Origin of the sequence: Mesorhizobium sp. IMUNJ 23033, assembly GCF_044778005.1 — a bacterium.
In the GTDB taxonomy this organism is placed as follows: Bacteria; Pseudomonadota; Alphaproteobacteria; order Rhizobiales; family Rhizobiaceae; genus Mesorhizobium; species Mesorhizobium amorphae_A.
Genome location: NZ_JBJACT010000026.1, coordinates 46057 through 67645, shown reverse-complemented (window position 1 = coordinate 67645; position 21589 = coordinate 46057). Strand labels below are relative to the sequence as shown.

Below are 21589 nucleotides of genomic sequence, written 5' to 3'. Positions count from 1 at the left end.
ACCGGGCTCCACTTTTAGGGACCATGTCGATACCGCTCGCGCAGGATTTGCGCCGAGCGACGCGCGCCTTCCAGATCGAGACGATGCGCGGATGGCGTCGGTCCCACAAGCGCCTGTTCGATCGCTTGTGCCAAATCTTCAGGCGTTAGGTCCTTTTCCATCAGCACCGTTGCAAGACCGAGTTTTTCGAGCCTCAGGGTGCGAAACGTCTGTTCGGTTTCCCCGCCGGCTGCAAATGGAACGAGCAGGGAGCGACAACCCGCGCGCAGGACATCGCAGACCGTGTTGTAACCCGCCTGCGAGACTGACAGGCGGGCGCCGGTCAGCAGGCTGGCGAAATCCTCGCGGAACCGGAAGATGGACAGACCCGGCGTGGCATCGCGTGCAATCGCGTCAAACTCGTCTTTCGGCAGGTTTGGGCCGGTGATCAAACACCATTTCCAAGCGTTGTTGGCATTCCGCGCCGCTGCGATGGTGGATCTGACAAGGCTCTTTCCGGCAGCCCCGCCGCCAACCGACACCAGAACGTCGAAGCGCTCGGAAGCCGCGGGCGATGGCGGCCCGGCAACGAGCCCTGTGTAGGTGATCTCGGCCCTGATCGCCCCGGCCAGTGGAAATGTCTTGTCGATGGTTGCGAAAGCCGGGTCGCCGTGGACCATAACCAGGTCGAAATGCCTGTTGATGAGATCGACCGTTTCCTCGTCTCGGCCCGGCTTGACGCGCTCCTGAAGGATATCGCGGACGGACGTCGCCAGCAGCGGCCTGGGCGACGCCGCGTCGATGGCCTCGATCAGCGGCAAGAGTTCGAAGCGCATCTGCCGACGTCCAAATGGAAACGCCTCGACAATGACGATATCAGGCCTGCAATCCCGGAATGCCTGCAGCAGCATCTCTGAACGCGATTTCTTGAAATCATCGTCGATGGGTTTGCCCTGTAGGTCGACAAGACCGGAAAATCCTTCATCACCGGAGGTGACAGGTGGCAGGGTTACAGATTTTACACCTGGTCCCGGAAACCCCGCGATCGGCGCTCCGCCGGTCACGACGGTTACGTCAAACCCGTCATCGACCAGAGCCGCCGCAATGCGGCTGGCGCGCGCGAGATGGCCGATACCGAGCAGGTGTTGGACATAGAAGAAAGCGCGCAGCCGCTTCATTCGGCGGCCCGCCACTCCCGCTCGAACAGTTCCTTGAGCTGTCCAATGCTTGCCATATGATCGAAATTGCTGCGCACGCGCCGCTCTGCGGCGTCGCCGAGGCGGGCGCGCAGCACGGGATCACGGATCAGGCGCTCCAGCGCCTGTGCCAGGGCAATTGGGTTTTCCATCGGAACCAGCAGCCCGGTTTCATCCGGCGATAAAAGCTCCGGCACGCCGGAAATATCGGTCGACACGCATGCAAGCCGCTGGCTAGCTGCCTCCACCAGAACATTCGGCAGACCGTCCCGGTCGCCATTTGCGGTGATCCTGCAGGCCAGGGCGAAGATGTCGGCGCAGCGGTAGTGCTCAAGCACCTCCTGCTGCGCAAGCGCGCCTTTCCAAGAGACGCGACCATCCAGGCCGAGCTTTTGCGCCAGCGCCTTGAACCGCTCCAATTCCTCACCGCCGCCGATATGCTCGAAACGCCACGCCAAATCACCAGGCAAGAGGGCAAGGGCCTCCAGCAAGGTATCGTAACCTTTCTTTTCAACGGCGCGCCCGACACTCAGAACGATAACCGGTTCGTCCGGCGCCGAGCCGTCATGCTGTTTTCGCGCCTCGCCGAAACTGCCGAAGCGATCAAGGTCGAGCCCATGATAGCTCAGATGCACGGACGAGTTGCCGTTAGCGAGTTTTTTCAGACGGTCGAAGCCGGTTTTCGTGCAAGTGACCGTCCAGCGCGCCGAGGAAAGCTTGCCAGCCAGATCCCAGTCCGCCGAAGTCCAGATGTCCTTGGCATGGGCCGAGCAGCTCCAGGGCAGGCCACGAAGCTGGCTGGCATAGCGCGTCACCGATGCCGGTGTGTGCGCGAAATGTGCATGCAGCCAACCCGCGTCTTCCGGCCATTCGGCCGCCAGCACGAGCGCTTGCCCGAAGCGGCGCACGCGATTACGCGTAAAGTCGCGGGGGATATCGGCAGCCAGCGATCCGAGCGCGCGCCAGAAGCCCGGCCGCAGCAGATAAGCAAACAGCGAGCGAACCACGCGCAGCGGCTCTTCATGCAGATATTCCGGCAGGTAATGGACGGGCGCTTTGATCTCGTCATGCACGGGGTGGCGTTTTGCGTCGGTCGGCCGCCTGAGCGCGACGAGCATCAGCTCGAACCCCGCACGCTCCAGACCGAGCAGTTCCTGCGCGATGAAGGTTTCCGACAGCCGCGGATAGCCCTTCAGAACCACGACGATCTTGCGACGTTGCAACTCAGTTCATGCCTTCAATGACCGAAAGGTGATGGCCGGCCCGCCGGTCGAACAGTTCCGCGACGATTTCGGAAATATGAGGCAGCCCTTCCAGCGTCAGATGGGGATTGCTCTGCGATGGACGGGGCCGGTCCGGCAGCACCTTCAGTGCATCGGCAAACCGCAGGGAATCCTCGGCTTCTTCCGGCAAAAGCATCTCGATGAGGCCGAGTTCGCCTGCGCGCCGTGCTCGGATCAGTTGTTCCTCGCGAGGCTTGACGCGCGGCACGATCAGCGCCGGCTTGTCGAAAGACAGTATCTCGCAATAGGTGTTGTAACCGCCCATCGCCACTACCGCCTTGGCGCCGGCAATCAGCTCTTCCATGCGATTGTCGAACTCGATCATTTTGATATAGGGGATCTTGGACCCTTTCTTGAGCAGCTTGTTGCGCTTGCGCGCCGGCATGTAAGGCCCAAGCACGATCAGCGCCCTATGCCGCAACTGCGGATCCTGCTGATAGGCATCGATGACGTTGTGGATCAGTTCGGCGCCGTCACCGCCGCCACCGGTGGTAACGAGGATATAGTCGCCCTCGGGCCGGTGGCCGGGCAACTCGTTCTTCTGCAGGCTCCGTTGCAGGAAACCGACGAACTTCATCTTTGCCCTGACAGCCGGCGGCACATCCAGGCCGGTCAACGGATCGTAGAAATCCGGCGGACCATAGGCCCAGACCTTGTCGTAGAACAGGCCAATCTTGCGCATTACATCCCTGCGTGCCCACTCTGCTTCGAGCAGATGCGGCGCGTCCATCACCTCGCGCAGGCCTAGCACGAGCGTGGTGCCCCGCGTCTTGAGGTAGGACAGCGTGTCCTCGATCTCACCGCGCAGGCCGAGCGGTTCCTTGTCGACGATGAAGATATCCGGCCGGAAGGTCTCGGCTGTGTGGCGGATGATCGACTGGCGCATCCTCAGCGTCTCATGCAGATCGATATCCTTTTCCAGCGAGGTATACTCGCCGTTGCGCAACTTGATGACGCTGGGGATCTTCACGAAGTCGACACGGGCGCGGTAGTCGAAGGCGCCAGCGATAGGCGCACCCGAAATGATAAGCACCTGAAGTCCGCGGAAATCCTCGACCAGCGAATGCGCGATCGTCCGGCAGCGCTGCAAGTGGCCGAGCCCGAACGTGTCGTGGCTGTACATTAGAATTCGCGCGTCTTGTACGTGATGGGTCATTGTTGAACGTCTTTTAGAATTCTCGCCTCGAGGACCGTGGGCCGCAGGGTTCGAACCATCCTCGCGGGTTTACCGACCTGTTTTGGAACATGAGGGCGCAATTTTCAATTTATATTACCCAAGAGGGTCCATATGCCGAAACCAGGAAGCTGCGTCTGCTAAGCGGCCCGCCTGCCACGTGGCCCAGAAGCACCTGCATCATTTCACTGGTATTGATCCTCGCCGACGCAGATCCGTTTGCTTGGCCAGCTTGCAGAGGCCTTGTCGATCGACCGGTCCCCCATTGGCCGGTAACACCTTCGTAACTGAGCGTCCAGCCAGTGCGGTTGCCGATTTGATCGTTCGAACCGCTCGAAGATCATTTGGGCCGTCGCACGAGGCCAGCGAACCTATGCCTAGAACTGAGCGGATTCGGCAGTTTTTAGCCCATCAACCAAATGCTGAAGGTCCGCGTTGTTCGCGTAGTGCAGGGTGGCGACCAACGTGTCGATCGTGAACTCCGAATCGAGCTTGCCTATTTTAGCGTAGTGCGCGGCCGCAGCAGTCCGATCACCCAGCCAGCCATAGGCGGCCGCAACAAAGGCATGCTGGCTGGCATCCATCTTCGACAGATGCATGAAGGCCTCGACGGCTTCCGAGTATTCCCGGGCTGCGAAATGCGCTTTCCCGAGATGGCTCCAGAAGCGCTCCGGGTGGTGAGGGTTCAGCTGCATGGCCTTGCGAATCCAGTCGGCCCCTTCCTTGGGGCGGCCGAGCCAAGTCAGAAGCTCGCCCTGCTGGACCACCACGAGATCGTAGTTCGGATTGAGCGCGAGGGCGCGTTCCTGGTGGTGGCGGGCCTTGGTCAGGTCGTTGCGGCTGATGTTGATTGCCGCCAGGATTCGTTGGACGTCTGCATCGTTGGCGTCCAGCGCCTGTGCCGACTCCACCTCGCGGACAACCTCGTCGAAGGTCGCGTCCTTGTCGGCACACCAGCCGTAGCCCCAGGCTTGCCCCAGGATGCAGCCCTTCCAGGCGTGGGCATGCGCGTAGTCGGGGTCGAGCTCTACTGCCCGCGTTATCAGTTTCAGCGCCTCCTCGTTCTCGGCGCGATTGCTGCGATGGTGGCGGACCTTGGCCGCCAGCACACATTCGTAAGCGGCCATGCTGGCCGGCGTCTTGCGCGCGACCAGATCCTGTTGCGCGGCCTCGAGGCGCCCCGGCAGCGTGGCCACGATTGCCGCTGTCAGCTCATCCTGGATGGCGAACACGTCGTCCAGCTTGCGATCGTATCGCTCGGCCCAAATATGTGTGTCGCTTGCTGTGTCGATCAGCTGGGCGGTGACCCTGAGTTGCCCGCCCGATTTGCGGACGCTGCCCTCCACCAGATATTGCGCGCCCAGCTTCTGGGCGATTTCGCGCAGATTCACCGACTGCCCCTTGTAGACGAAGGTGGAGTTGCGCGAGATCACGAAAAGCTCATGCCGGCGCGAAAGTTCCGTGATGATGTCCTCGGTCAGGCCATCGACGAAAAATTCCTGTTCGGAATCGCCGCTCATATTGGCGAAGGGCAGGACGGCGATCGAGGGCTTGATGACGCCACGTCGGGCGGCGCCGATACCCACCGCCGAAGCAGCATCCTCGAGTATCGCACGCCAGACCCGCACCGGGCGTAAAATGTTCTTCAGCGACTTCTCGCCCAGATCCTCGAACTTGACTTCAATGCGATCGGAGACCTGTTCGTAAACGGCCTGGGTGACGCATACCCCGCCGACATCAGCGAGCTGCTCCAGTCTCGCCGCAACGTTGACGCCGTCGCCGTAGATGTCGCCTTCATCGAAGATGATATCACCAAGGTTGATGCCAATGCGAAACTGGATACGACGGTCCTCCGGCACGTCGGTGTTGCGGCGGCGCATGCGAATCTGCATCTCTGCGGCGCAGCGTACGGCGTCCACCACGCTTTGGAACTCGACCAGCATGCCATCGCCTGTGGTCTTGATAATTCGGCCCTGATTCTTGGCGATTGCCGGATCGATGAGCTCGATCCGGTGGGTTCTTAGCCGGGCGAGCGTGCCCTGCTCGTCGGCTTCCATGAGCCGAGAGTATCCTGCCATGTCGGCTGCAAGCACTGCAGCGAGCCTGCGTTCCATACTTCAGCCTCAAAAAGACACGCAACTTTAACATAGAGTCGCTGGAATCAAAGGCTCAGTGGGCCTGGAGCATGGTTCGGGATTTTCGCCTTGCGCCGCATCCGAGACACTGGAGGTGCGAAGCCTAGGTCGCGCCGGGTTCGTATACCTGGAAAACTGCCTGTCGCGATTGGTGCGAGGCTGTTCGTCGAGTGAGCGACAGAATAGCCGTCCTTCAAGACGTTTGAGATAGGTGCCGCTGTAGATAAGATCTAGGCCAAAACCGTGCTAGGATGGCAGCAGCGCGGCGCGACATGTCGTGCTTCAAAGCGGTCAGCAACGCTTGTCATGCTCAATCCAATCTCCATCATGGCCGACCGGCTCGGCGACTATCTGTCAGAACTCTATCTCCAGTATTTCTCGCATCGCAATTCGGAATATGCGAGCTACATAGGCGGCGCGGCCCGCCTAGTCCTGGAGCGCATCGGCAATTCGAACGCCCTCTATCACAACATCGAGCACACGCTGATGGTTACGCTCGCTGGCCAGCAGATCATCCGCGGCCGGCTGCTTTCGGAATCCCTGACCCCCGATGACTGGCTGCATTATACCTGCGCGCTGCTTGTCCACGACATTGGCATGGTGCATGGCGTGTGCCAGGGCGACACCGAGGACAGCTTCGTCATTAACGAGGCCGGCGACCGCCATACGCCACCGCGCGGCGCCTCCGACGCGGTACTTGTGCCCTATCATATCGAGCGCGCCAAGATCTATACGCGCCAACGTTTTGCTTCCTCGAAGTTCATCAACGAGGAGCGCGTTGTCGAGGCGATCGAGATGACGCGCTTTCCAGTGCCGAACGATCCGGCATATCAGGTCACCAACACCGAGCCGGCGCTGGTCAGGGCCGCGGACCTGATCGGCCAGCTCGCTGATCCCTTCTACCACCGCAAGCTGCCGGCGCTGTTTGCCGAGTTCTCTGAGATCGGGATGGTGGAAAAACTCGGCTGCAAGACCGCCGCCGATCTCGGCGCCATCTTCACCGATTTCTTCACGGTGCAGGTCGAGCCCTATATCGGTGACGCGATCCGCTATCTGGAGCTGACGACGGAAGGCAAGCAGTGGATCGCCAACCTCCACAGCAACCTCTTCCAGTCCGGGCATCGCCCGGCCAGGATCGGGCCGTTCCCCGGCGTGTTGCAGCCGACCTCGGCGAGCCTTTCCGTGGTAACCTAAGAGCCGAGGATTGTTTCCTTTTCCGCCGGTGCCAAGCAGGCTACTGTGCGGCTATGATAGCGTAGACAAACCGACAGATCGGGCCAGATCGAACATCGCGCATTTGCCGTACTAATGCCGTGCTAATTTCATGACGCACCTTCGACTCGCCCTCACCGACCGCGCCGTCGCAAGCCTCCCCTCCCGGCCGCGCCAGATAATTCAGGCTGACCAAATCCAGTCCGTTACAAGGGTGCCCGACAGCCGATCAGTTGCGTCCCGTGCCGCCGCTACTGCATCTTTATGAATATCTGCTGGCCAGTGGCTTCCTGGTTGCGCTGCCTCCCAGCTAGCGATGGTATGTCGTGCAAACTTCTCAACACTCCCACTTTGCTACGATGAAACCACTACTGTCGAAGGGCCATTGTCGGTTGGCAGCGTACTTGCATACGGTGAGGCGTTCAAATAGAGAGCTGATGAGATGTTGGTTTTCCGAAAATCGAGCAGAAGAAAGCCCACAGAAAACGCCGGATAAGCAGCGCAAATCAGACCTACGAGATCGGCCTGGTCGTTGCGCTCTGGGCCGACAAGTTTCAGTGCGCTCGGACCCCGCGCGGGCAAAGGGCGGGGCAAAAAAGCTTGAATTGTTCGACGGTCGGGCGCTGGATAGCGAGACAGCGGCCGACGAGCGACCGCCGGAACTGGCTTCCGAGGCGCTGAAGGGGGGAAATCGTGGACACGACGGCGGAAACAGACGTTACTTCGTTGATTACGGGCTTCGAACAGCTCGCCGAGCGTTTCGTCTCCGGACTGTTCGCGCGGTTTGCCGCTTTGAGCGACGTCCCCGTCGAGCTTGAAAACCTGAGGGCCTCGCTTGCGGCCGGGGGAACATCTCTCCTTGCGCTCCTGTTCGAGATTGTGTTGGTTGTTGCGCTCGTCGCGAGCGTGTTCATCCTGCTCGCCCGGCGGTTCAAGAAGGCGAGTGCCACAAGTAGTGCATGGCGCAGATTCTTCGCGGGCGTGGCGGCTACTGTGGTGGCGCTGGTGATCGGTTTCATTGCTGCGCGGCTGCTGGCCGGTTCTGGCGTGCCTTTGCAAACCCTTCGCCTTTGGACGGTGGCGACCGTGCTCGGCTTCATCATCCTCGCCGCCGTCAGATCGCTCTTGATGGCATCGCGGCGAACCGAGTTCGCGGAGCGCTCCGTCCATCTGGTGGCGCTCGTGCGCGACCAGTTGCGAGCGTCGCATGACGCGATCTTGACCCGTTGCTGCCCTTCGCACCGCCGATCACCAATGTCTGTTCTCGGCGAGAGCAAAAGCGAGAAAGCGAGCTTCGAACAGCCCAACCTCTGGGCAGCAACGACCTAAGCAGGCCGGCCACCCATCAGCGCGGCGATCCAGTCCGGACACCTCCTGCCTCCGGTGGCCGCAAGCCGCTCAGAAATCCATATCCATAGCGTGATGATCATGATGATCGTGGCCGGGAAGTTCCGGCGGCGGCGGCCCCGGCACCTCGACCACCGTGGCTTCCGTCATGATGAGGATGCCCGCCACCGAGGCTGCGCCCTGCAGCGTCGTGCGCACCACCTTGGCGGGGTCGATGATGCCCTTCGACACCAGATCCCCGTACTCGCCCGATTGCGCATCGTAGCCATAGGCGTGGTTGTCGTTTTCGAGGATCCTGGCGATGACGACCGAACCTTCCGCGCCGGCATTGATCGCGATCTGCCGGGCCGGCCAGGTGACCGCCTTCCTGACGATCGCGATGCCGGCGTTCTGGTCGGGGTTGTCGCCCTTGAGCGTCTTGAGTGCCCTACCGGCGCGCAACAAGGCGACCCCGCCGCCCGGCAGGATGCCCTCCTCGACCGCGGCTCTGGTCGCGTTCATCGCGTCGTCGATGCGGTCCTTCCTCTCCCTGACCTCGACTTCGGTGGCGCCGCCGACGCGGATCACGGCGACGCCGCCGGCCAGCCTGGCCAGCCGTTCCTGGAGCTTCTCGCGGTCGTAGTCGGAGGTGGTTTCGGCAAGCCCGTGCTTGATCTCGGCGATGCGGGCCTCGATGCTTGCCCGCGTTCCGGCGCCGCCGACGATCGTGGTGTTTGCCTTGTCGATCGTCAACTTCCTGGTGCGCCCGAGCGCATCGAGGGAAACCGTCTCGAGCTTGAGGCCCAAATCCTCCGAGATCACCGTTCCGCCGGTCATCAGCGCAATATCCTGCAGCATCGCCTTGCGGCGGTCGCCATAGGCTGGCGCCTTCACCGCGGCGACCTTGAGAGCGCCGCGCAACTTGTTGACCACCAGCGCCGCCATCACCTCAGCTTCGATATCCTCGGCGATGACGAGCAGCGGCTTGGCAGACTGGACCACCTTCTCCAGCAGCGGCAGTATTTCGTTCAGGCTGGACAGCTTCTTCTCGCTGATGAGGATGTAGGCATCCCGCATCTCGACGCTCATCTTGTCGCGGTCGGTGATGAAACGCGGCGAAATGTAGCCGCGATCGAATTGCATGCCCTCGACGATCTCGAGCTCGGTCTCCAGCGACGTCCCTTCCTCGACGGTGATCACGCCGTCGGCGCCGACCCTTTCCATGGCTTCGGCAAGCGTGCGCCCGATCTCCGCGTCGCCGTTGGCCGAGATGGTGCCGATTTGCGCGATCTCGACATTGGAGGTGATTTTTCTTGCGTTCTTCTCGATTTCCGCGACGACGGCTTCGACCGCCAGATCGATGCCGCGCCTCAGGTCCATGGGATTCATGCCTGCAGCCACCGCTTTGGCGCCCTCCCGGACGATCGCATGCGCGAGCACGACCGCGGTGGTCGTGCCGTCGCCGGCCTGGTAGGAGGCTCTTGTTGCGATCTCGCGCACCATCTGGGCGCCCATGTTCTCGAACTTGTCGTCGAGTTCGATTTCCCTGGCGACGGTCACGCCGTCCTTGGTGACCCGCGGCGCGCCGTGCTCGCCGCCGATTGCCACGTTGCGCCCCCGCGGGCCAAGCGTGACCCGCACCGCATTCGCCAGGGTGTCGATGCCGCGCAGCATTCGGTCGCGCGCCTCGAACGAGAACATGATTTGCTTGGCGGTCATTTTCTTTGATCCTTAAGACTAATATCTTCGAGGAATCGTGTCGGGCGACGACGCGGCTTCATTCGGCCGCTCAGGCGAAATCGTCCCTTGGAGCCCCAGCCGATTCCAGACGTCGTCCAGAGCCGCAGCGAGGCGATCGATCATGATGTCGTCATGGCAAGGTGTGGGCGTGATGCGCAGCCGCTCGGTTCCCTTGGCAACGGTCGGATAGTTGATCGGCTGGATATAGATGCCGTGCTCGTTCAGGAGAAGGTCGCTCGCCGCTTTGCACTTCGCCGGATCGCCGACCGCCACGGGAACGATGTGTGTGTCGCTCAGCATGAGCGGCAGCGCCGTCGCACCCAGCACCGCCTTAACCCGTCGGGCGCGATCCTGCTGGCGCTTGCGTTCCTCCTCAGAGGTTTTCAGATGCCGGATCGCCGCGGTGGCGGCGGCGCAGATAGCCGGTGGCAACGCGGTGGTGAAGATGAAACCTGGAGCATAGGAACGGACCGCATCGATCAGCGCAGCACTTCCCGTGATATAGCCGCCGAGGCAGCCGAAGGCCTTGGCGAGCGTGCCTTCGATCACGTCTATCCGGTTCATGGCGCCGTCGCGCGCGGCGATGCCGGCGCCGCGAGGGCCGTACATGCCCACGGCATGGACCTCGTCGAGATAGGTCATTGCGCCGTAACGATCGGCGATATCGCAAATGCGATTGATTGGCGCGACGTCGCCGCCCATCGAATACAGACTTTCGAAGACGATGAGTTTTGAACGATCCGGACCCGCCGTCTTCAACAATTCCTCGAGATGATCGACGTCGTTGTGGCGGAAGATGCATTTCTCCGTGCCGGACTGGCGGATGCCCTCGATCATCGAATTGTGGTTGAGAGCATCGGACAGGATCAGACAATTGGGGACCAGCTTGGCGATGGTCGAGATGCCGGTCTGGTTCGAGACATAGCCGGACGTGAAGACCAGCGCCGCCTCCTTGCCGTGGAGATCAGCAAGCTCGCCCTCGAGCTCAACCAGCGGATGGTTGGTGCCAGCGATGTTGCGCGTGCCCCCGGCCCCGGTCCCCATCCGGGTCGCCGCTTCGATCATGGCTGCGACGACCCTCGGGTGTTGTCCCATCCCGAGATAGTCGTTGGAGCACCAGATGATGACGTCCTTCGGTCCTTGCGGGGAGTGCCACACGGCGTGGGGGAATCGGCCTGCGATCCGCTCGAGGTCCGCGAACACCCGGTAGCGTCGCTCCTCCTGCAGCCGCGCGATGGCGTCGGCAAAGAACCCGTCATAACTCGTGACGCCGGCCTCCCGGGACTGCCATCGGCTATCGCTCATGCTTCCCCCAATTTCCGGTCGCCGCAGATCTCGATCTCTCCATCGCGCCGACCTTTGGTTACACCTCACAATTTGCCTTATCTGCAACTCTAGCTAAGGCTTCCTTCATTCATCGGGCTGCGCCATGATTTTGCGCAGCGTATCGGCAATGAGACTGGCCGGCGTGTCGAAGTCCAGGCCTCGGACGAATTTGCCCTGAGGATCCATAATGTAGATGTAAGTACTATGGTCGACGACGTAGTCTTCGGCGCCCGCTTCAGTTTTGTGGCGCGCGCTATAGGCGCCATATCCCTGGGCAACCGCGGCGATCTGTTGCGGGCTGCCGGTGAGTCCGACGATCCTTGGATCGATCGCCCCGGTGTATTTCCCTATCACTTCAGGTGTGTCGCGTTCAGGATCGACGGTGATAAAGATCGGTTGCAGTTTGGCGGCGTCGGGGCCGAGTTCCTCAATCGCCACGGCGATTTCGGACAGTGTCGCCGGACAGACGTCGGGACAAGAAGTATAGCCGAAGAAAACCAGCAGCCATTTGCCGCGATAAGTCTCATCGGTGACCGTCGTTCCGTCCGGCGCCGTGAGCGTGAATGAGCCACCGACCGTCACAGGCGTGTCAGCCCGCGCCAGCAGGGGGCAGATCGACAGGGCCGCTGCGAATATGATGGAGAAGAGGGTATGCGGACCGTAGGCCCAGGGGCGGAGGAGTCCATGCCGTCGCTTCATCAAGTACCTCCGGTACCTCGAGAATGACGTTCCAGGTTCCCGAGTACGACGTTTCGGTCGTAGCAACCTCGCCTGGCTGCACTGATCTTATCTTATTTTGTTGCTGACTGACTAGGCTAGGCGTGGTAGCTTCCTCCGCTAATTAGTCCCTCATAGGTGGCCCCTCACGAAGGAGGCGGCTTCGATGAAGATTGCTGAGCTGATCAGCGGGCTAGCGGCGATCACTTTCGTTGCGACGATATCGGCGCCTGCGCAAGCTTACGAAGAAGGTCCGGTCACGGGAGGCGGAACGATCGAGGGTACGATCGTCTACCGCGGCGACGTGCCGACAACAAAGATCATCCCCACCAAGGATGTCGAGGTGTGCGGGGGCATCCGCGAGGAGCCGCTGATCGAGGTCGGCGGCGATCAGGCCGTGCTGAACGCGGTGGTGTATCTGGTCGACGTGGCCAAGGGAAAGGCCTGGCCGGAGCCCGGCAAGCCGCCGGAGCTTGACAACATCAAATGCCGTTTTGTGCCCGCGGTTCAGGTGATCCCGGCCGGTTCGCTGGAGGTCGTCAACGGCGACCCAGTGCTCCACAACACCCACGGCTACTATGGCAAGCGCACCGCCTTCAACCTGGCGCTGCCCAATAAGGGACAGCGCATACCCGTCGAACTGAAGCGCGCCGGCACTGTCCGCATCGACTGCGACGCGCATGGCTGGATGGAAGGCTGGGTCTATGTGGTGGACAATCCCTACTACGCAATCACCGGCGCCGATGGGAAGTTCAGCATCCCCGATGTGCCGCCCGGCGACTACACGCTCGTGACGATCCACTCCTTCACCGGACCTATAGAGCAGCCCGTAACAGTAAAGGAGAATCAGCCTACCAGCCTGACGATTGAACTGAAAAAATAAGAAAATGGGCGACCCACTGACCCAACAGGGTCGCGTTCCTATGAAAAGACCGACGCTTTAAGAAACGGTCTGCACTGAGGAGGAACCCTGATGTCTGACGAGCTTGACCGCATTCGGCGCGAAATGCGTGCGGTGCTGCAGCAGCCTGGCGTACGCCCCGACGACTCGCTCCAAATCACCCGTCGCACCTTCATTCACAGATCGCTGCTGTTCGGCGCCGCTTCCGTCGGCCAGACCTTCGCGTGGTGGCCGTTGCTCAACACTATCGACGTCGCTCACGCCGCCGAAGCGCCCTTCAAGTTTGCCTGGATTTCGGACACCCATCTCTACCAGAAATCCCTCAACACGCGCTTCGTCGACAAGGTGGTGCGCGCCGTGCAAGAGGTCCAGGCCATGGATCCGCCGGCCGACTTCCTGATCTTCGGCGGCGACCTGGCCCAGCTCGGAAAGATCGAGGAACTCGAGCTTGGCGTCGATCTCCTCAAGGATCTGACGATCAAGAAGTACTACATCCCGGGCGAGCACGACTGGTATCTGGATATGGGCAAGAAGTGGGGCGAATTGTTCGGCCAGCCCAACTGGACCTTCGACCACAAGGGTGTGCGCTTCATTGGGCTCGATACGGTCAGCCGGGGACCGGACTACTGGACAGTGAAGAAGATGACGCCAGAGGAGCGCATGGGCCATATGGCGACCCTCGACGGCACGGTCGCCGGCGCGTGGGCCGGCGTCGGCCGCGACCAGCTCGACTGGATGCAGAAGATACTCGCCGACTGGGATAAGTCCAAACCGATCGTCATCTTCAGCCACAATCCGCTCTACGAGTACTACCCGCCCTGGAACTTCTGGGTGCGCGACTGGCGCGAAGTGAATGACGTGCTGAAGCCTTATACCAAGGTCACCAATATCCACGGTCACGTCCACCAGGTGCTCTACAACGAGATCGGCAGCATGCGCTCGATCGGCATGCTGGCGACCTCCTGGCCGTGGCCCTATGCCCCGGAAGGCGTGCCCAAGCTGACCAAGCCGATGATCCGGGTCGACCCCGGCGATACCTACGATGGGGTCGGCTGGGAAACCGTGAACGTCAACGCCGAAGACAAGGTCGACGTCGAGTACATCATGTGGGGCCGCAAGGAGGTGTTCGTTCAGTCAGACCCGGATTCCTCGCTTAGTCAGCCCGAGAAGTTGCGACCGCGAATGGCCGACAATATGTGGCCATACTAAGGGTGGCCATACCAAAGGAGGAATGGCTATGACAATCAGAGCGACAGTTCTCGGCACGTTGTGCCGTCCGTCCTTCGTCGTAGCGATTGCGGCGGTCGCCGTCTTCGTCGGTCCCACCAGTGCCCACAAGGCACCGCACACACCGGAGCAGTTGAAACAATACGAAGACGTGCTCATGGAGGAGGTCAGGAAGGGCGACCTCTTGTTCCACGGTGATGCGGCGACCGCCAAACAGATGAACGTCGTCCTCTCCACCACGGGAATGGCCTGCGCAATGTGCCATCCCATGGCCTCGGACACCCACCCGCAGTCCTACCCGAAGTTCCAGGTAGAAACGAGCAAATTCGCGACGCTGCGCGACATGATCAACTGGTGCATCGAGAAGCCTAACCAGGGCGAAAAGATCGAGATCGATTCGGAGGCGATGAAGGCCTTGGAAGCATACATCACCTGGTCGAACTCCGGCTCGGTGTTGGTCCCAGGCAAGCATTAGTTGTTTTCGGCTTGGAGCGGGCTGCTTAGGGACGACTTGGGCCGATATCTGAAACCGGCAACCGGCATCGGGTGGTTCTCGATGCCGGTAAAATTGGAGTTGAGCCCTGAAAAGTCGCGCGGCTCAAGCGCGCGTGATGGGAGAGGAGCGCCGTGGCAGAGACATTGCGTGGCAGATTCGCCGGCATCGACCTGGATGAACTGGTCGACTGGCCGGTTGTGCGAACTTGGCTTTATTGGGGCATGTTCTGGCTCTTGGTCGCACCTTCGGTCGGTGTGGCACTGTCGGGCCTCTTCAATTATCCCGATTATCTAGGCACTACCAACCTGGGACTGACCTTCGGGAGGTTACGGCCGGTCCACGTCAACGGCGTCATCTTTGGCGCGTTTTCCTCCCTCTTCATCGGCGAATGCTACTACCTGGTGCCCCGCCTCTGCGGTGTGCGGGTGCCCTGGCCGCAATGGGGCGTACCGCTGGCCTGGCTGTGGAATGTCTCCGTGGCGGCGGCGCTCATCTCGTTGCCGTTCGGCACAAACCATGGCCTCGAAGCGGGCGAGTTCCCGCTGTTTGCGAAAATCCCGATCTTCCTCGTTGTCGCCACGGCGACCGCACAGTTCCTGATCACCATTGCCCGACGTCTCGAGCCACCACTCTATGTCGCACTCTGGTATCTGATCGGGGCTTTCGTCTGGACGACGATGAATCTCCTACTGGGCATGATCCTGCCCTACACGATTTCTGGCATAAACAGCGCGGCCTTCCACGGCCTCTACCTTCACTACATCGTCGGATTGTGGATCACGCCAGCGGGTTACGTGCTGATCTACAATTTTTTGCCGATCAGCGTGGGCAATCCGATCTATGGCCACAAGCTCTCGCTTGTCGGCTTCTGGTCCCTCGCCCTGTTCTACCCCTTTGTCGGCATCCATCATTATCTTTACAGCCCGATCGCAGATTGGGCCGAGACGATCGCGATCGTCACTTCCATGCTGCTGATCATTCCGGTTTGGACGGTGCTGGTGAACTTCTTCGGCACGGTGATGGGCCGCTGGGACGCCTTCGGCAAGAATCTCCCGGCGAAATTCCTCATAACGGGCTCGCTGATGTATCTGGTCGGGTGCTTTCAGGGCTCGACGGAAGCCTTGCGTTCGATCCAGCAGCCGACCCATTTCACCGATTTCGTCATCTCGCACTCGCACCTCACTGTGTTCGGGACGTTCGTGGTCTGGGCAATGGGCGGCCTGGTCTATGTCTGGCCGCGGGCCTGTGGGCGCGAGCTTTGGTCGTTTACGATGGGCAATTGGGCATTCTGGCTGATTACCGTCGGTATCTCCACCATGGGCCTGGTGCTGACCGCCGCTGGGCTCCAGCAAGGCTTCCAGTGGATGGCCGGCACTGAGTGGCTCGACACGGTGATCTCGATGCGGCCCTATTGGCTGGTGCGGACTGTTGCTGGCGTCAGCATGGATATCGGGATGACGCTTCTCGTCATCAATATGATGATGACGGCGCTGACCCGGCCCGCCGAAGCGGCGGAAGGTGCGGTATTCGGCGCGGCCCCGGTTCCGGCTGGTGGGGCGGGGCGATGAGTGCGCGGTTTGTTATCCTGGTGGCCGGCATCTTTTGCTTCTTCGCCGCCCTCATCACCCAGGGTTTCCTGCCATTTTTCGAACCCTCGGCGCGAACCAACCGGGTTACTGCCGTGGTCCGCACCGATTTCGGCCAGCTCAAATGGATGATAACCGAGGCCACTGATTACACGCCGCTGCAAAAGCTCGGTCGCGCCGTGTATCTGCGCGAAGGTTGCTGGTATTGTCATTCCCAGTACGTGCGCCCAGTGACCGGCGAGACGCGCCGCTGGGGTCCGGTGACGGAGTCAGGCGAATTCGCCTACGACGTGCCGCATCTGTTCGGCACGCGGCGCATCGGACCCGATCTGATGCGGGTCGGACTTAAGTTCGGCGACGAGTGGCATTTTGCCCATTTCTGGAATCCGCGCATGCTCTCCCCGGATTCGATCATGGCGCCCTATCGGGGACTCTTCGATACGCCGGAGCAGCCGGTCAAGATCGTCGACGACGGAGCCGGCAATCGTACGCTGGAAAGGACGTCGGTTTCCGAGGGGCTCTTCGACTTCGCGAGCAAGGAGCAGATCAAGCTCACGCCCAATGCCGACGGGCTGCTGTTCGTGCCCATGCAGGCGCGCGGCAAGGCCCCAGTCATTGTGATACCGAACGAGGAGTACAAAGGCGACGCGGTCAAGATCGCCGCCGAGACGAAAGACCTGGAAGCCCTGATCGCTTATATCCAGAAGCTCGGCATGGATCGCGGCAAATGGCGCGATCTTTTTGAACCACAGCAGCTTGAAGTCACGGAAGCCACATTTCCGCGCTCGAGCGAGTGGATCGCCCATGGCCGGGAGGTCTATGAGCGGCGATGCATCGGTTGCCACGGCGTGAATGGAGACGGCAATGGACCTGCCGCGACCTTCCTTTACAAGCAGCGCCCGCGAAGCTTCGCGGCGGCTGTGTTCAAGTTCCGGCTGACCAAGGAGCCGCTACCGACCGACGGTGACCTATTGCGCACGATCACCCGTGGGGTACGCGGCACGGCGATGCCCGCCTGGTATGAACTGCCTCTCACGGATCGGCTCGCTGTCATCCAGTACATCAAGTATGAGCTGGCCGTGGACCGCTCCAATCCGGCCCAGCCTTATGCATTCTTCATCGAGGAGCCACCTGGCCCTCCGCTCTACATCGGAAAGCCGCCCACCGTTTCCCAGGCAGTCCTCGAGCGCGGCAAGGAAGTGTGGAAGATCGCGAAATGCTGGGAGTGCCATGGCATGACCGGAAAGGGCGATGGCCAGAAGGCTGCCGGGCTGAAGGACGATCTCGGTTTTGGCATTGTGCCGGCCGACCTCACCAGCGGCCAGTTCAAGTCGGGGACAGCGGTCGAAGACATATTCCGCACCATGACGACCGGATTGAGCGGCACGCCCATGCCCTCCTATCGGGATTCATTGCCTGAAGAGGACCGCTGGGCGCTCTCGTACTACGTCCTCGCACTTTCCGCCTATAAGGACCCGCTTGCGGGCGCACCGCTGGCGATCGCCGATAAGGATCGCGCGGCGCTCAACGAGCTCACTCTGGAGGCGGGTTCTCCGGACAAGGCCTATGTTCCGGGCGGGGTGCCGGCGCAGGACACTTCTGAACTCGGCGAACGTAACGGCGGATCGGTGACCGAGAAACAAAATGCTGCCGAAGGAGGCTGAGTTATGCTCGGATTTGAGGTCACCGGACCCTACGTGAGCGCGTTGCTTATGAGCCTTGGTGCGCTCTGTGTCTTTATTTGGGGCGTGCTTTCAGGCGCCTTCCACGGCGCCGATGAAGCGGCCACCAGATTCTACGAAAGGGAAGCGGAGAATGACAACGCCAAGCACACCGCAGAATGACGGTCCGTCTCACGGTTCGGACCCCGACCACGAGATGGAGGAGTACGCCGGCGGCACGGTCCAGTCGCGACACGGGTATATCCCGATATGGCTGCTGGTCGTCTACGCGGTTCTTTTCGTCTGGGGTCTCTACTACGCCTACCTTTATTGGGGCGGGGTCGGGCCGGGAAGGATTGGTTAGGAGCACGGTCGCGCACGCTAGGTGATGCCGACGAGTTGAGAGAAGGAGCAGGAGATGCTCGTAGCTAAGATCGTAATGGGTTTGGCGATTCTGAATCTTTTCCTGCTGCTCTCCGCGCTCGCCATGAACGTTGCCCTTGTTTATTTCGGCTGACCAGGAGGAGGCGTATGCTTGCAGACACCGTTTTCTCGTTCGCAAATGCAAGTCCGTACCAAACGATCGCCTTGGTCGGCGGCGCGATAGCGCACATCGCCTTCTTCGTGTGGGTGGCTTACCTCGTACGCCATTAGCGGCGCAGAGCAACACTTCTCGTTGAACGTGCGGCGCGTCGACAGGAGGTCTGCTAATGACCTACTACCTCGTGATCTTCGCCGCAGGGTTCGCGGGCAGCTTTCACTGCATCGGCATGTGCGGCGGCTTTGCCTGCGCGCTGGGCCGTGATCAGCGGGGGGGAGGCGTAACCGTCCTTCGCCACCTGCTCTATAATACTGGCCGATTGACAACCTATTGCTTTTTGGGCGGGCTCGCGGGCGCGCTCGGTCAAGTCATATGCACCACGCAAGGTTCGATGGCGGCGCCGCTCTTGAACGGCTCCCTCGACATCGCCCAGCGAATTCTCGCGATTGTCGCTGGCCTGCTCATGATCGCCATGGCATTGCAGTTCTTCGGCCTGCTGCAGGTCTTTCATCGCCTTGCGATCGGATTCGGCGGCAGTACGTTTGCCATGTCTCTACGCAGCCTGCTGACGGCCCGCAGCAGCGCTGCGCCGCTCGCCTTTGGTGTGTTCAACGGCTTCCTGCCATGTCCCCTCGTCTACGCCTTCGCTGCCCAGGCGGCCAGCACCGCCGGAGCGCTTCCCGGGGTTCTCGTCATGGCGTCGTTCGGACTGGGAACCTTTCCCGCAATGTTGATGATGGGCGGCGTCGGCCGGATACTCGGGCCGGCCTGGCGGCGGCGTGGCGTACGGCTGGCCGGCGGCTTTATTCTTTTGCTCGGTCTCATCACGCTCAGCCGTGGTCTCGTGCCTTCCGACGCGCATATCGGCCTTGCCTGGCTGGGCGGACATCCCGCATGACTGCGCATGGCGATATCCTCTGTAGCCATTGCTCGCTGCCCGTCGGCCGGCGCCCGATGGAGCGCAGGCTCAACGGTGAGGCTTGCGTCTTCTGCTGCTACGGCTGCTGCATCGCCTTTCAGGTGAAGAGCGGCAGACACGAAGAGTGGGAAGCCGCCTGGCTTCTGATCCAGCTCGGCGTGGGCGGCTTTCTCTCCATGAATATCATGATGTTCAGCCTCCTCCTCTATTCGGACGCGTTCACCGGCGTCGATGCGGGCGTGCTGCCGTGGATTCACCTTTTGCTCTGGATTTTCGCGACGCCGGCGGTGGTGATTCTCGGCGGACCCTATCTGCGCGACATGTGGCTCGATGTCATTCAGGGACGCGTGACGTCGTCGGCGCTCATCGTGCTCGGCGTCGCTGCCGCCTATCTTTATTCGGTGTTTGCCGTGTTCGAGGGCAGCACGCATGTCTATTTCGACACCGCCGTGATGGTGCTGATGCTGTTCACCGTTGGCCGCTATCTCGAGGCCGTTGGCCGCGCCAGGGCGGCGCGCGACCTCGAACCTCTCCTGGCCGCCGAAAGCGAGAGCGCAACTGTTGTCGATGGCGCGGCAGAGATCCGCCGCCCAGTGCGAGAGGTGACGGCCGGCATGCTGGTGCGGGTCCGGCCAGGCGAGCGCATTCCGGTCGACGGCGTGGTTGTCGAGGGGGAATCGAACGCCGATGAAGCCGTGATCACCGGGGAAAGCCGGCAAGTGACCAAGGGCGCCGGCTGTACGGTGATTGCCGGCAGTATCAATATCGACGGCCCGCTCCTGATCCAGAGCAGCGGTGACGGAACCGCAACGCGCTGGGCACAGATTTGCCGGTCGGTGCGCGAGGCGCTCAGCCGTCGCAGTCCAACCCAGCGCCTTGCCGATCGCGTCGTTGGCGTGTCCGTGCCGCTCGTCCTCACCCTCGGCGCGCTGACGTTCGTTTACTGGGCGCAGTCGTTGCCGTTCGATCGGGCGTTGCTGATTGGCCTCTCGGTACTGGTGGTTGCCTGTCCGTGCGCCGTCGGCCTCGCCGCTCCAATGGCGACCTCGCTCGGCATCGGCCGGCTGGCGCGACACGGCTGCCTCGTCCGCACCCCCGGTGTGCTCGAGACCCTCGCGCATGTGCGGTTACTCGCCTTCGACAAGACCGGCACTTTGACGACGGGCAAAGCACGTCTCGTCGGCATCGACCGTGACGGGGTTGACAGCGAGAACGTGCTGGCACGCGCCGCCGGTCTGGAGCGCCAGTCCGAGCATGGTTTGGCGCGAGCCATCGCGGCGGCAGCCGCTGCGCGCGGCATCACGCCGCTCGCGACCCGTGATGTCCGGACGGTTCCCGGCCGTGGCATCCGCGGCAGCGCCGAAGGCCGGCTCGTGGCGGCCGGGAGCAGCAGTTTGATGAATGATTTGGGCTGGTCGCTCCCGCCAACGCTGGCCGAGCCTGCGCGGTCGAGGGAGGCGAGCGGTCATTCGGTGGTTTATGTTGGTTGGGGAGAGCGGGTTCATGCTGTGCTGTCGCTTGACGATTCGCCGCTTCCCGAGGCGCAGGCGACGATCACAGCGCTGCGTGAGCGTGGGCTCAACGTGACGCTGTTGACCGGCGACCTGGCGCCGGCTGCTGAGCGGATCGCGGCCATGGTCGGGATCAAGGCGGTGCAAGCGGGTCTTTCGCCGGAAGCCAAACGGGCGGCCCTCGATCGGCTCCGCCACGACTATGATGTGGTGGCGATGGTCGGCGATGGCCTCAACGACGGCCCGGTCCTGGCGGCGGCGGATGTCGGTATCGCCGTCGGCTCCGCCACCGATCTTGCCCGCGAGACCGCAGCGCTCGTGCTGCCTGCGGACGGATTATGGATGCTGCCCTGGGTCGTCGACGTGGCCCGCGCGGTTCGCAGGACCATCTTGACCAACCTTATGTGGGCTTTCGGTTACAATCTCGTCGCCCTGACTTTCGCAGCATTCGGACTTCTGCAGCCAATCCTTGCAGCGGCGGTCATGGCCGGCTCGAGCATCCTCGTGGTGGTGAATTCGCTGCGGCTGGAGCGGTTGCCCGATCCTGTTCCATCGCTGATCCCCGAGCAACGATCCGGCGCTGAGGCAGAGAGCGCCCGGCATGACGTGGGCGTTTCGATGATAGTCGCCCCGGAGATCGAGCGGAGCTGAGCCTCGCC

17 protein-coding genes are annotated in these 21589 nt (G+C 61.7%); 10 read left to right on the top strand and 7 right to left on the bottom strand.

Features of this window, described 5'->3' with window-relative positions; all coding sequences use genetic code 11:
* Positions 1–14 precede the first annotated feature (14 nt).
* From ACFX5Q_RS24880 to ACFX5Q_RS24865, 4 genes are all read right to left on the bottom strand, one after another.
* Positions 15–1157, bottom strand: coding sequence for a glycosyltransferase family protein (locus tag ACFX5Q_RS24880; protein WP_404282301.1), 1143 nt, complete (start codon positions 1155–1157; stop codon positions 15–17).
* Entirely contained in the window at positions 1154–2398 is a 1245-nt protein-coding gene (locus ACFX5Q_RS24875) for a glycosyltransferase (protein WP_404282299.1), read from the bottom strand. The genes ACFX5Q_RS24880 and ACFX5Q_RS24875 overlap by 4 nt, the downstream gene beginning before the upstream one ends.
* Position 2399: 1 nt before the next feature.
* A complete protein-coding gene (locus tag ACFX5Q_RS24870; protein WP_404282297.1) occupies positions 2400–3614 on the bottom strand; it encodes a glycosyltransferase family protein in 1215 nt (404 codons plus the stop codon).
* A 395-nt stretch (positions 3615–4009) separates the two neighbouring features.
* Entirely contained in the window at positions 4010–5746 is a 1737-nt protein-coding gene (locus tag ACFX5Q_RS24865; RefSeq protein WP_404282295.1) for an adenylate/guanylate cyclase domain-containing protein, read from the bottom strand.
* Between the two features lie 327 nt (positions 5747–6073).
* Here ACFX5Q_RS24865 and ACFX5Q_RS24860 point away from each other — a divergent pair, with 327 nt between their 5' ends.
* On the top strand, positions 6074–6961 hold the full coding sequence (locus ACFX5Q_RS24860) for a metal-dependent phosphohydrolase (RefSeq protein WP_404282293.1): 888 nt from the start codon (positions 6074–6076) through the stop codon (positions 6959–6961).
* 711 nt (positions 6962–7672) lie between these two features.
* The gene (locus tag ACFX5Q_RS24855) at positions 7673–8308 is read left to right on the top strand and encodes a hypothetical protein (RefSeq protein WP_404282292.1); all 636 of its coding nucleotides are present in this window, start codon (positions 7673–7675) and stop codon (positions 8306–8308) included.
* Between the two features lie 69 nt (positions 8309–8377).
* On the opposite strand, the gene groL is transcribed toward ACFX5Q_RS24855, so the two are convergent.
* From groL to ACFX5Q_RS24840, 3 genes are all read right to left on the bottom strand, one after another.
* Positions 8378–10024 (bottom strand): chaperonin GroEL, encoded by a 1647-nt coding sequence (gene groL / locus ACFX5Q_RS24850; RefSeq protein WP_404282290.1) that lies wholly within the window; start codon positions 10022–10024, stop codon positions 8378–8380.
* A gap of 18 nt (positions 10025–10042) precedes the next feature.
* Entirely contained in the window at positions 10043–11350 is a 1308-nt protein-coding gene (gene hemA, locus ACFX5Q_RS24845) for a 5-aminolevulinate synthase (protein ID WP_404282352.1), read from the bottom strand.
* Between the two features lie 105 nt (positions 11351–11455).
* Positions 11456–12070: an SCO family protein gene (locus ACFX5Q_RS24840; protein WP_404282288.1), complete on the bottom strand. Its 615-nt coding sequence runs from the start codon at positions 12068–12070 to the stop codon at positions 11456–11458.
* A gap of 184 nt (positions 12071–12254) precedes the next feature.
* Between ACFX5Q_RS24840 and ACFX5Q_RS24835 the strand changes: the two genes are divergently transcribed.
* The 8 genes from ACFX5Q_RS24835 to ACFX5Q_RS24800 all read left to right on the top strand — a co-directional run bounded on the left by ACFX5Q_RS24835 (position 12255) and on the right by ACFX5Q_RS24800 (position 21581).
* A complete protein-coding gene (locus ACFX5Q_RS24835) occupies positions 12255–12971 on the top strand; it encodes a hypothetical protein (protein ID WP_404282286.1) in 717 nt (238 codons plus the stop codon).
* Between the two features lie 90 nt (positions 12972–13061).
* A complete protein-coding gene (locus ACFX5Q_RS24830) occupies positions 13062–14198 on the top strand; it encodes a metallophosphoesterase family protein (RefSeq protein ID WP_404282284.1) in 1137 nt (378 codons plus the stop codon).
* Between the two features lie 28 nt (positions 14199–14226).
* Positions 14227–14691, top strand: a complete 465-nt coding sequence (locus tag ACFX5Q_RS24825; RefSeq protein WP_404282282.1) for a c-type cytochrome — start codon at positions 14227–14229, stop codon at positions 14689–14691.
* Positions 14692–14843: 152 nt separating this feature from the next.
* Positions 14844–16280 (top strand): cbb3-type cytochrome c oxidase subunit I, encoded by a 1437-nt coding sequence (locus ACFX5Q_RS24820; RefSeq protein ID WP_404282280.1) that lies wholly within the window; start codon positions 14844–14846, stop codon positions 16278–16280.
* Entirely contained in the window at positions 16277–17962 is a 1686-nt protein-coding gene (locus ACFX5Q_RS24815; RefSeq protein ID WP_404282278.1) for a cbb3-type cytochrome c oxidase subunit II, read from the top strand. The genes ACFX5Q_RS24820 and ACFX5Q_RS24815 overlap by 4 nt, the downstream gene beginning before the upstream one ends.
* A 3-nt stretch (positions 17963–17965) precedes the next feature.
* Positions 17966–18142 carry a hypothetical protein gene (locus ACFX5Q_RS24810; RefSeq protein WP_404282276.1) on the top strand — a complete coding sequence of 59 codons (177 nt, stop codon included), beginning with the start codon at positions 17966–17968 and terminating at the stop codon, positions 18140–18142.
* A gap of 527 nt (positions 18143–18669) precedes the next feature.
* Positions 18670–19398 carry a sulfite exporter TauE/SafE family protein gene (locus tag ACFX5Q_RS24805; RefSeq protein ID WP_404282274.1) on the top strand — a complete coding sequence of 243 codons (729 nt, stop codon included), beginning with the start codon at positions 18670–18672 and terminating at the stop codon, positions 19396–19398.
* A complete protein-coding gene (locus ACFX5Q_RS24800; protein ID WP_404282272.1) occupies positions 19395–21581 on the top strand; it encodes a heavy metal translocating P-type ATPase in 2187 nt (728 codons plus the stop codon). Before ACFX5Q_RS24805 ends, ACFX5Q_RS24800 begins: the two co-directional genes overlap by 4 nt.
* Positions 21582–21589: the final 8 nt, after the last annotated feature.

Bases quoted from the DNA above. Each gene is read 5' to 3' on its own strand.
- ACFX5Q_RS24880 (WP_404282301.1), bottom strand. From the start codon at position 1,157: ATGAAGCGGCTGCGCGCTTTCTTCTATGTCCAACACCTGCTCGGTATC.
- ACFX5Q_RS24870 (WP_404282297.1), bottom strand. From the start codon at position 3,614: ATGACCCATCACGTACAAGACGCGCGAATTCTAATGTACAGCCACGAC.
- ACFX5Q_RS24865 (WP_404282295.1), bottom strand. From the start codon at position 5,746: ATGGAACGCAGGCTCGCTGCAGTGCTTGCAGCCGACATGGCAGGATAC.
- ACFX5Q_RS24860 (WP_404282293.1), top strand. From the start codon at position 6,074: ATGCTCAATCCAATCTCCATCATGGCCGACCGGCTCGGCGACTATCTG.
- groL (WP_404282290.1), bottom strand. From the start codon at position 10,024: ATGACCGCCAAGCAAATCATGTTCTCGTTCGAGGCGCGCGACCGAATG.
- hemA (WP_404282352.1), bottom strand. From the start codon at position 11,350: ATGAGCGATAGCCGATGGCAGTCCCGGGAGGCCGGCGTCACGAGTTAT.
- ACFX5Q_RS24840 (WP_404282288.1), bottom strand. From the start codon at position 12,070: ATGAAGCGACGGCATGGACTCCTCCGCCCCTGGGCCTACGGTCCGCAT.
- ACFX5Q_RS24835 (WP_404282286.1), top strand. From the start codon at position 12,255: ATGAAGATTGCTGAGCTGATCAGCGGGCTAGCGGCGATCACTTTCGTT.
- ACFX5Q_RS24830 (WP_404282284.1), top strand. From the start codon at position 13,062: ATGTCTGACGAGCTTGACCGCATTCGGCGCGAAATGCGTGCGGTGCTG.
- ACFX5Q_RS24825 (WP_404282282.1), top strand. From the start codon at position 14,227: ATGACAATCAGAGCGACAGTTCTCGGCACGTTGTGCCGTCCGTCCTTC.
- ACFX5Q_RS24815 (WP_404282278.1), top strand. From the start codon at position 16,277: ATGAGTGCGCGGTTTGTTATCCTGGTGGCCGGCATCTTTTGCTTCTTC.
- ACFX5Q_RS24810 (WP_404282276.1), top strand. From the start codon at position 17,966: ATGCTCGGATTTGAGGTCACCGGACCCTACGTGAGCGCGTTGCTTATG.
- ACFX5Q_RS24805 (WP_404282274.1), top strand. From the start codon at position 18,670: ATGACCTACTACCTCGTGATCTTCGCCGCAGGGTTCGCGGGCAGCTTT.
- ACFX5Q_RS24800 (WP_404282272.1), top strand. From the start codon at position 19,395: ATGACTGCGCATGGCGATATCCTCTGTAGCCATTGCTCGCTGCCCGTC.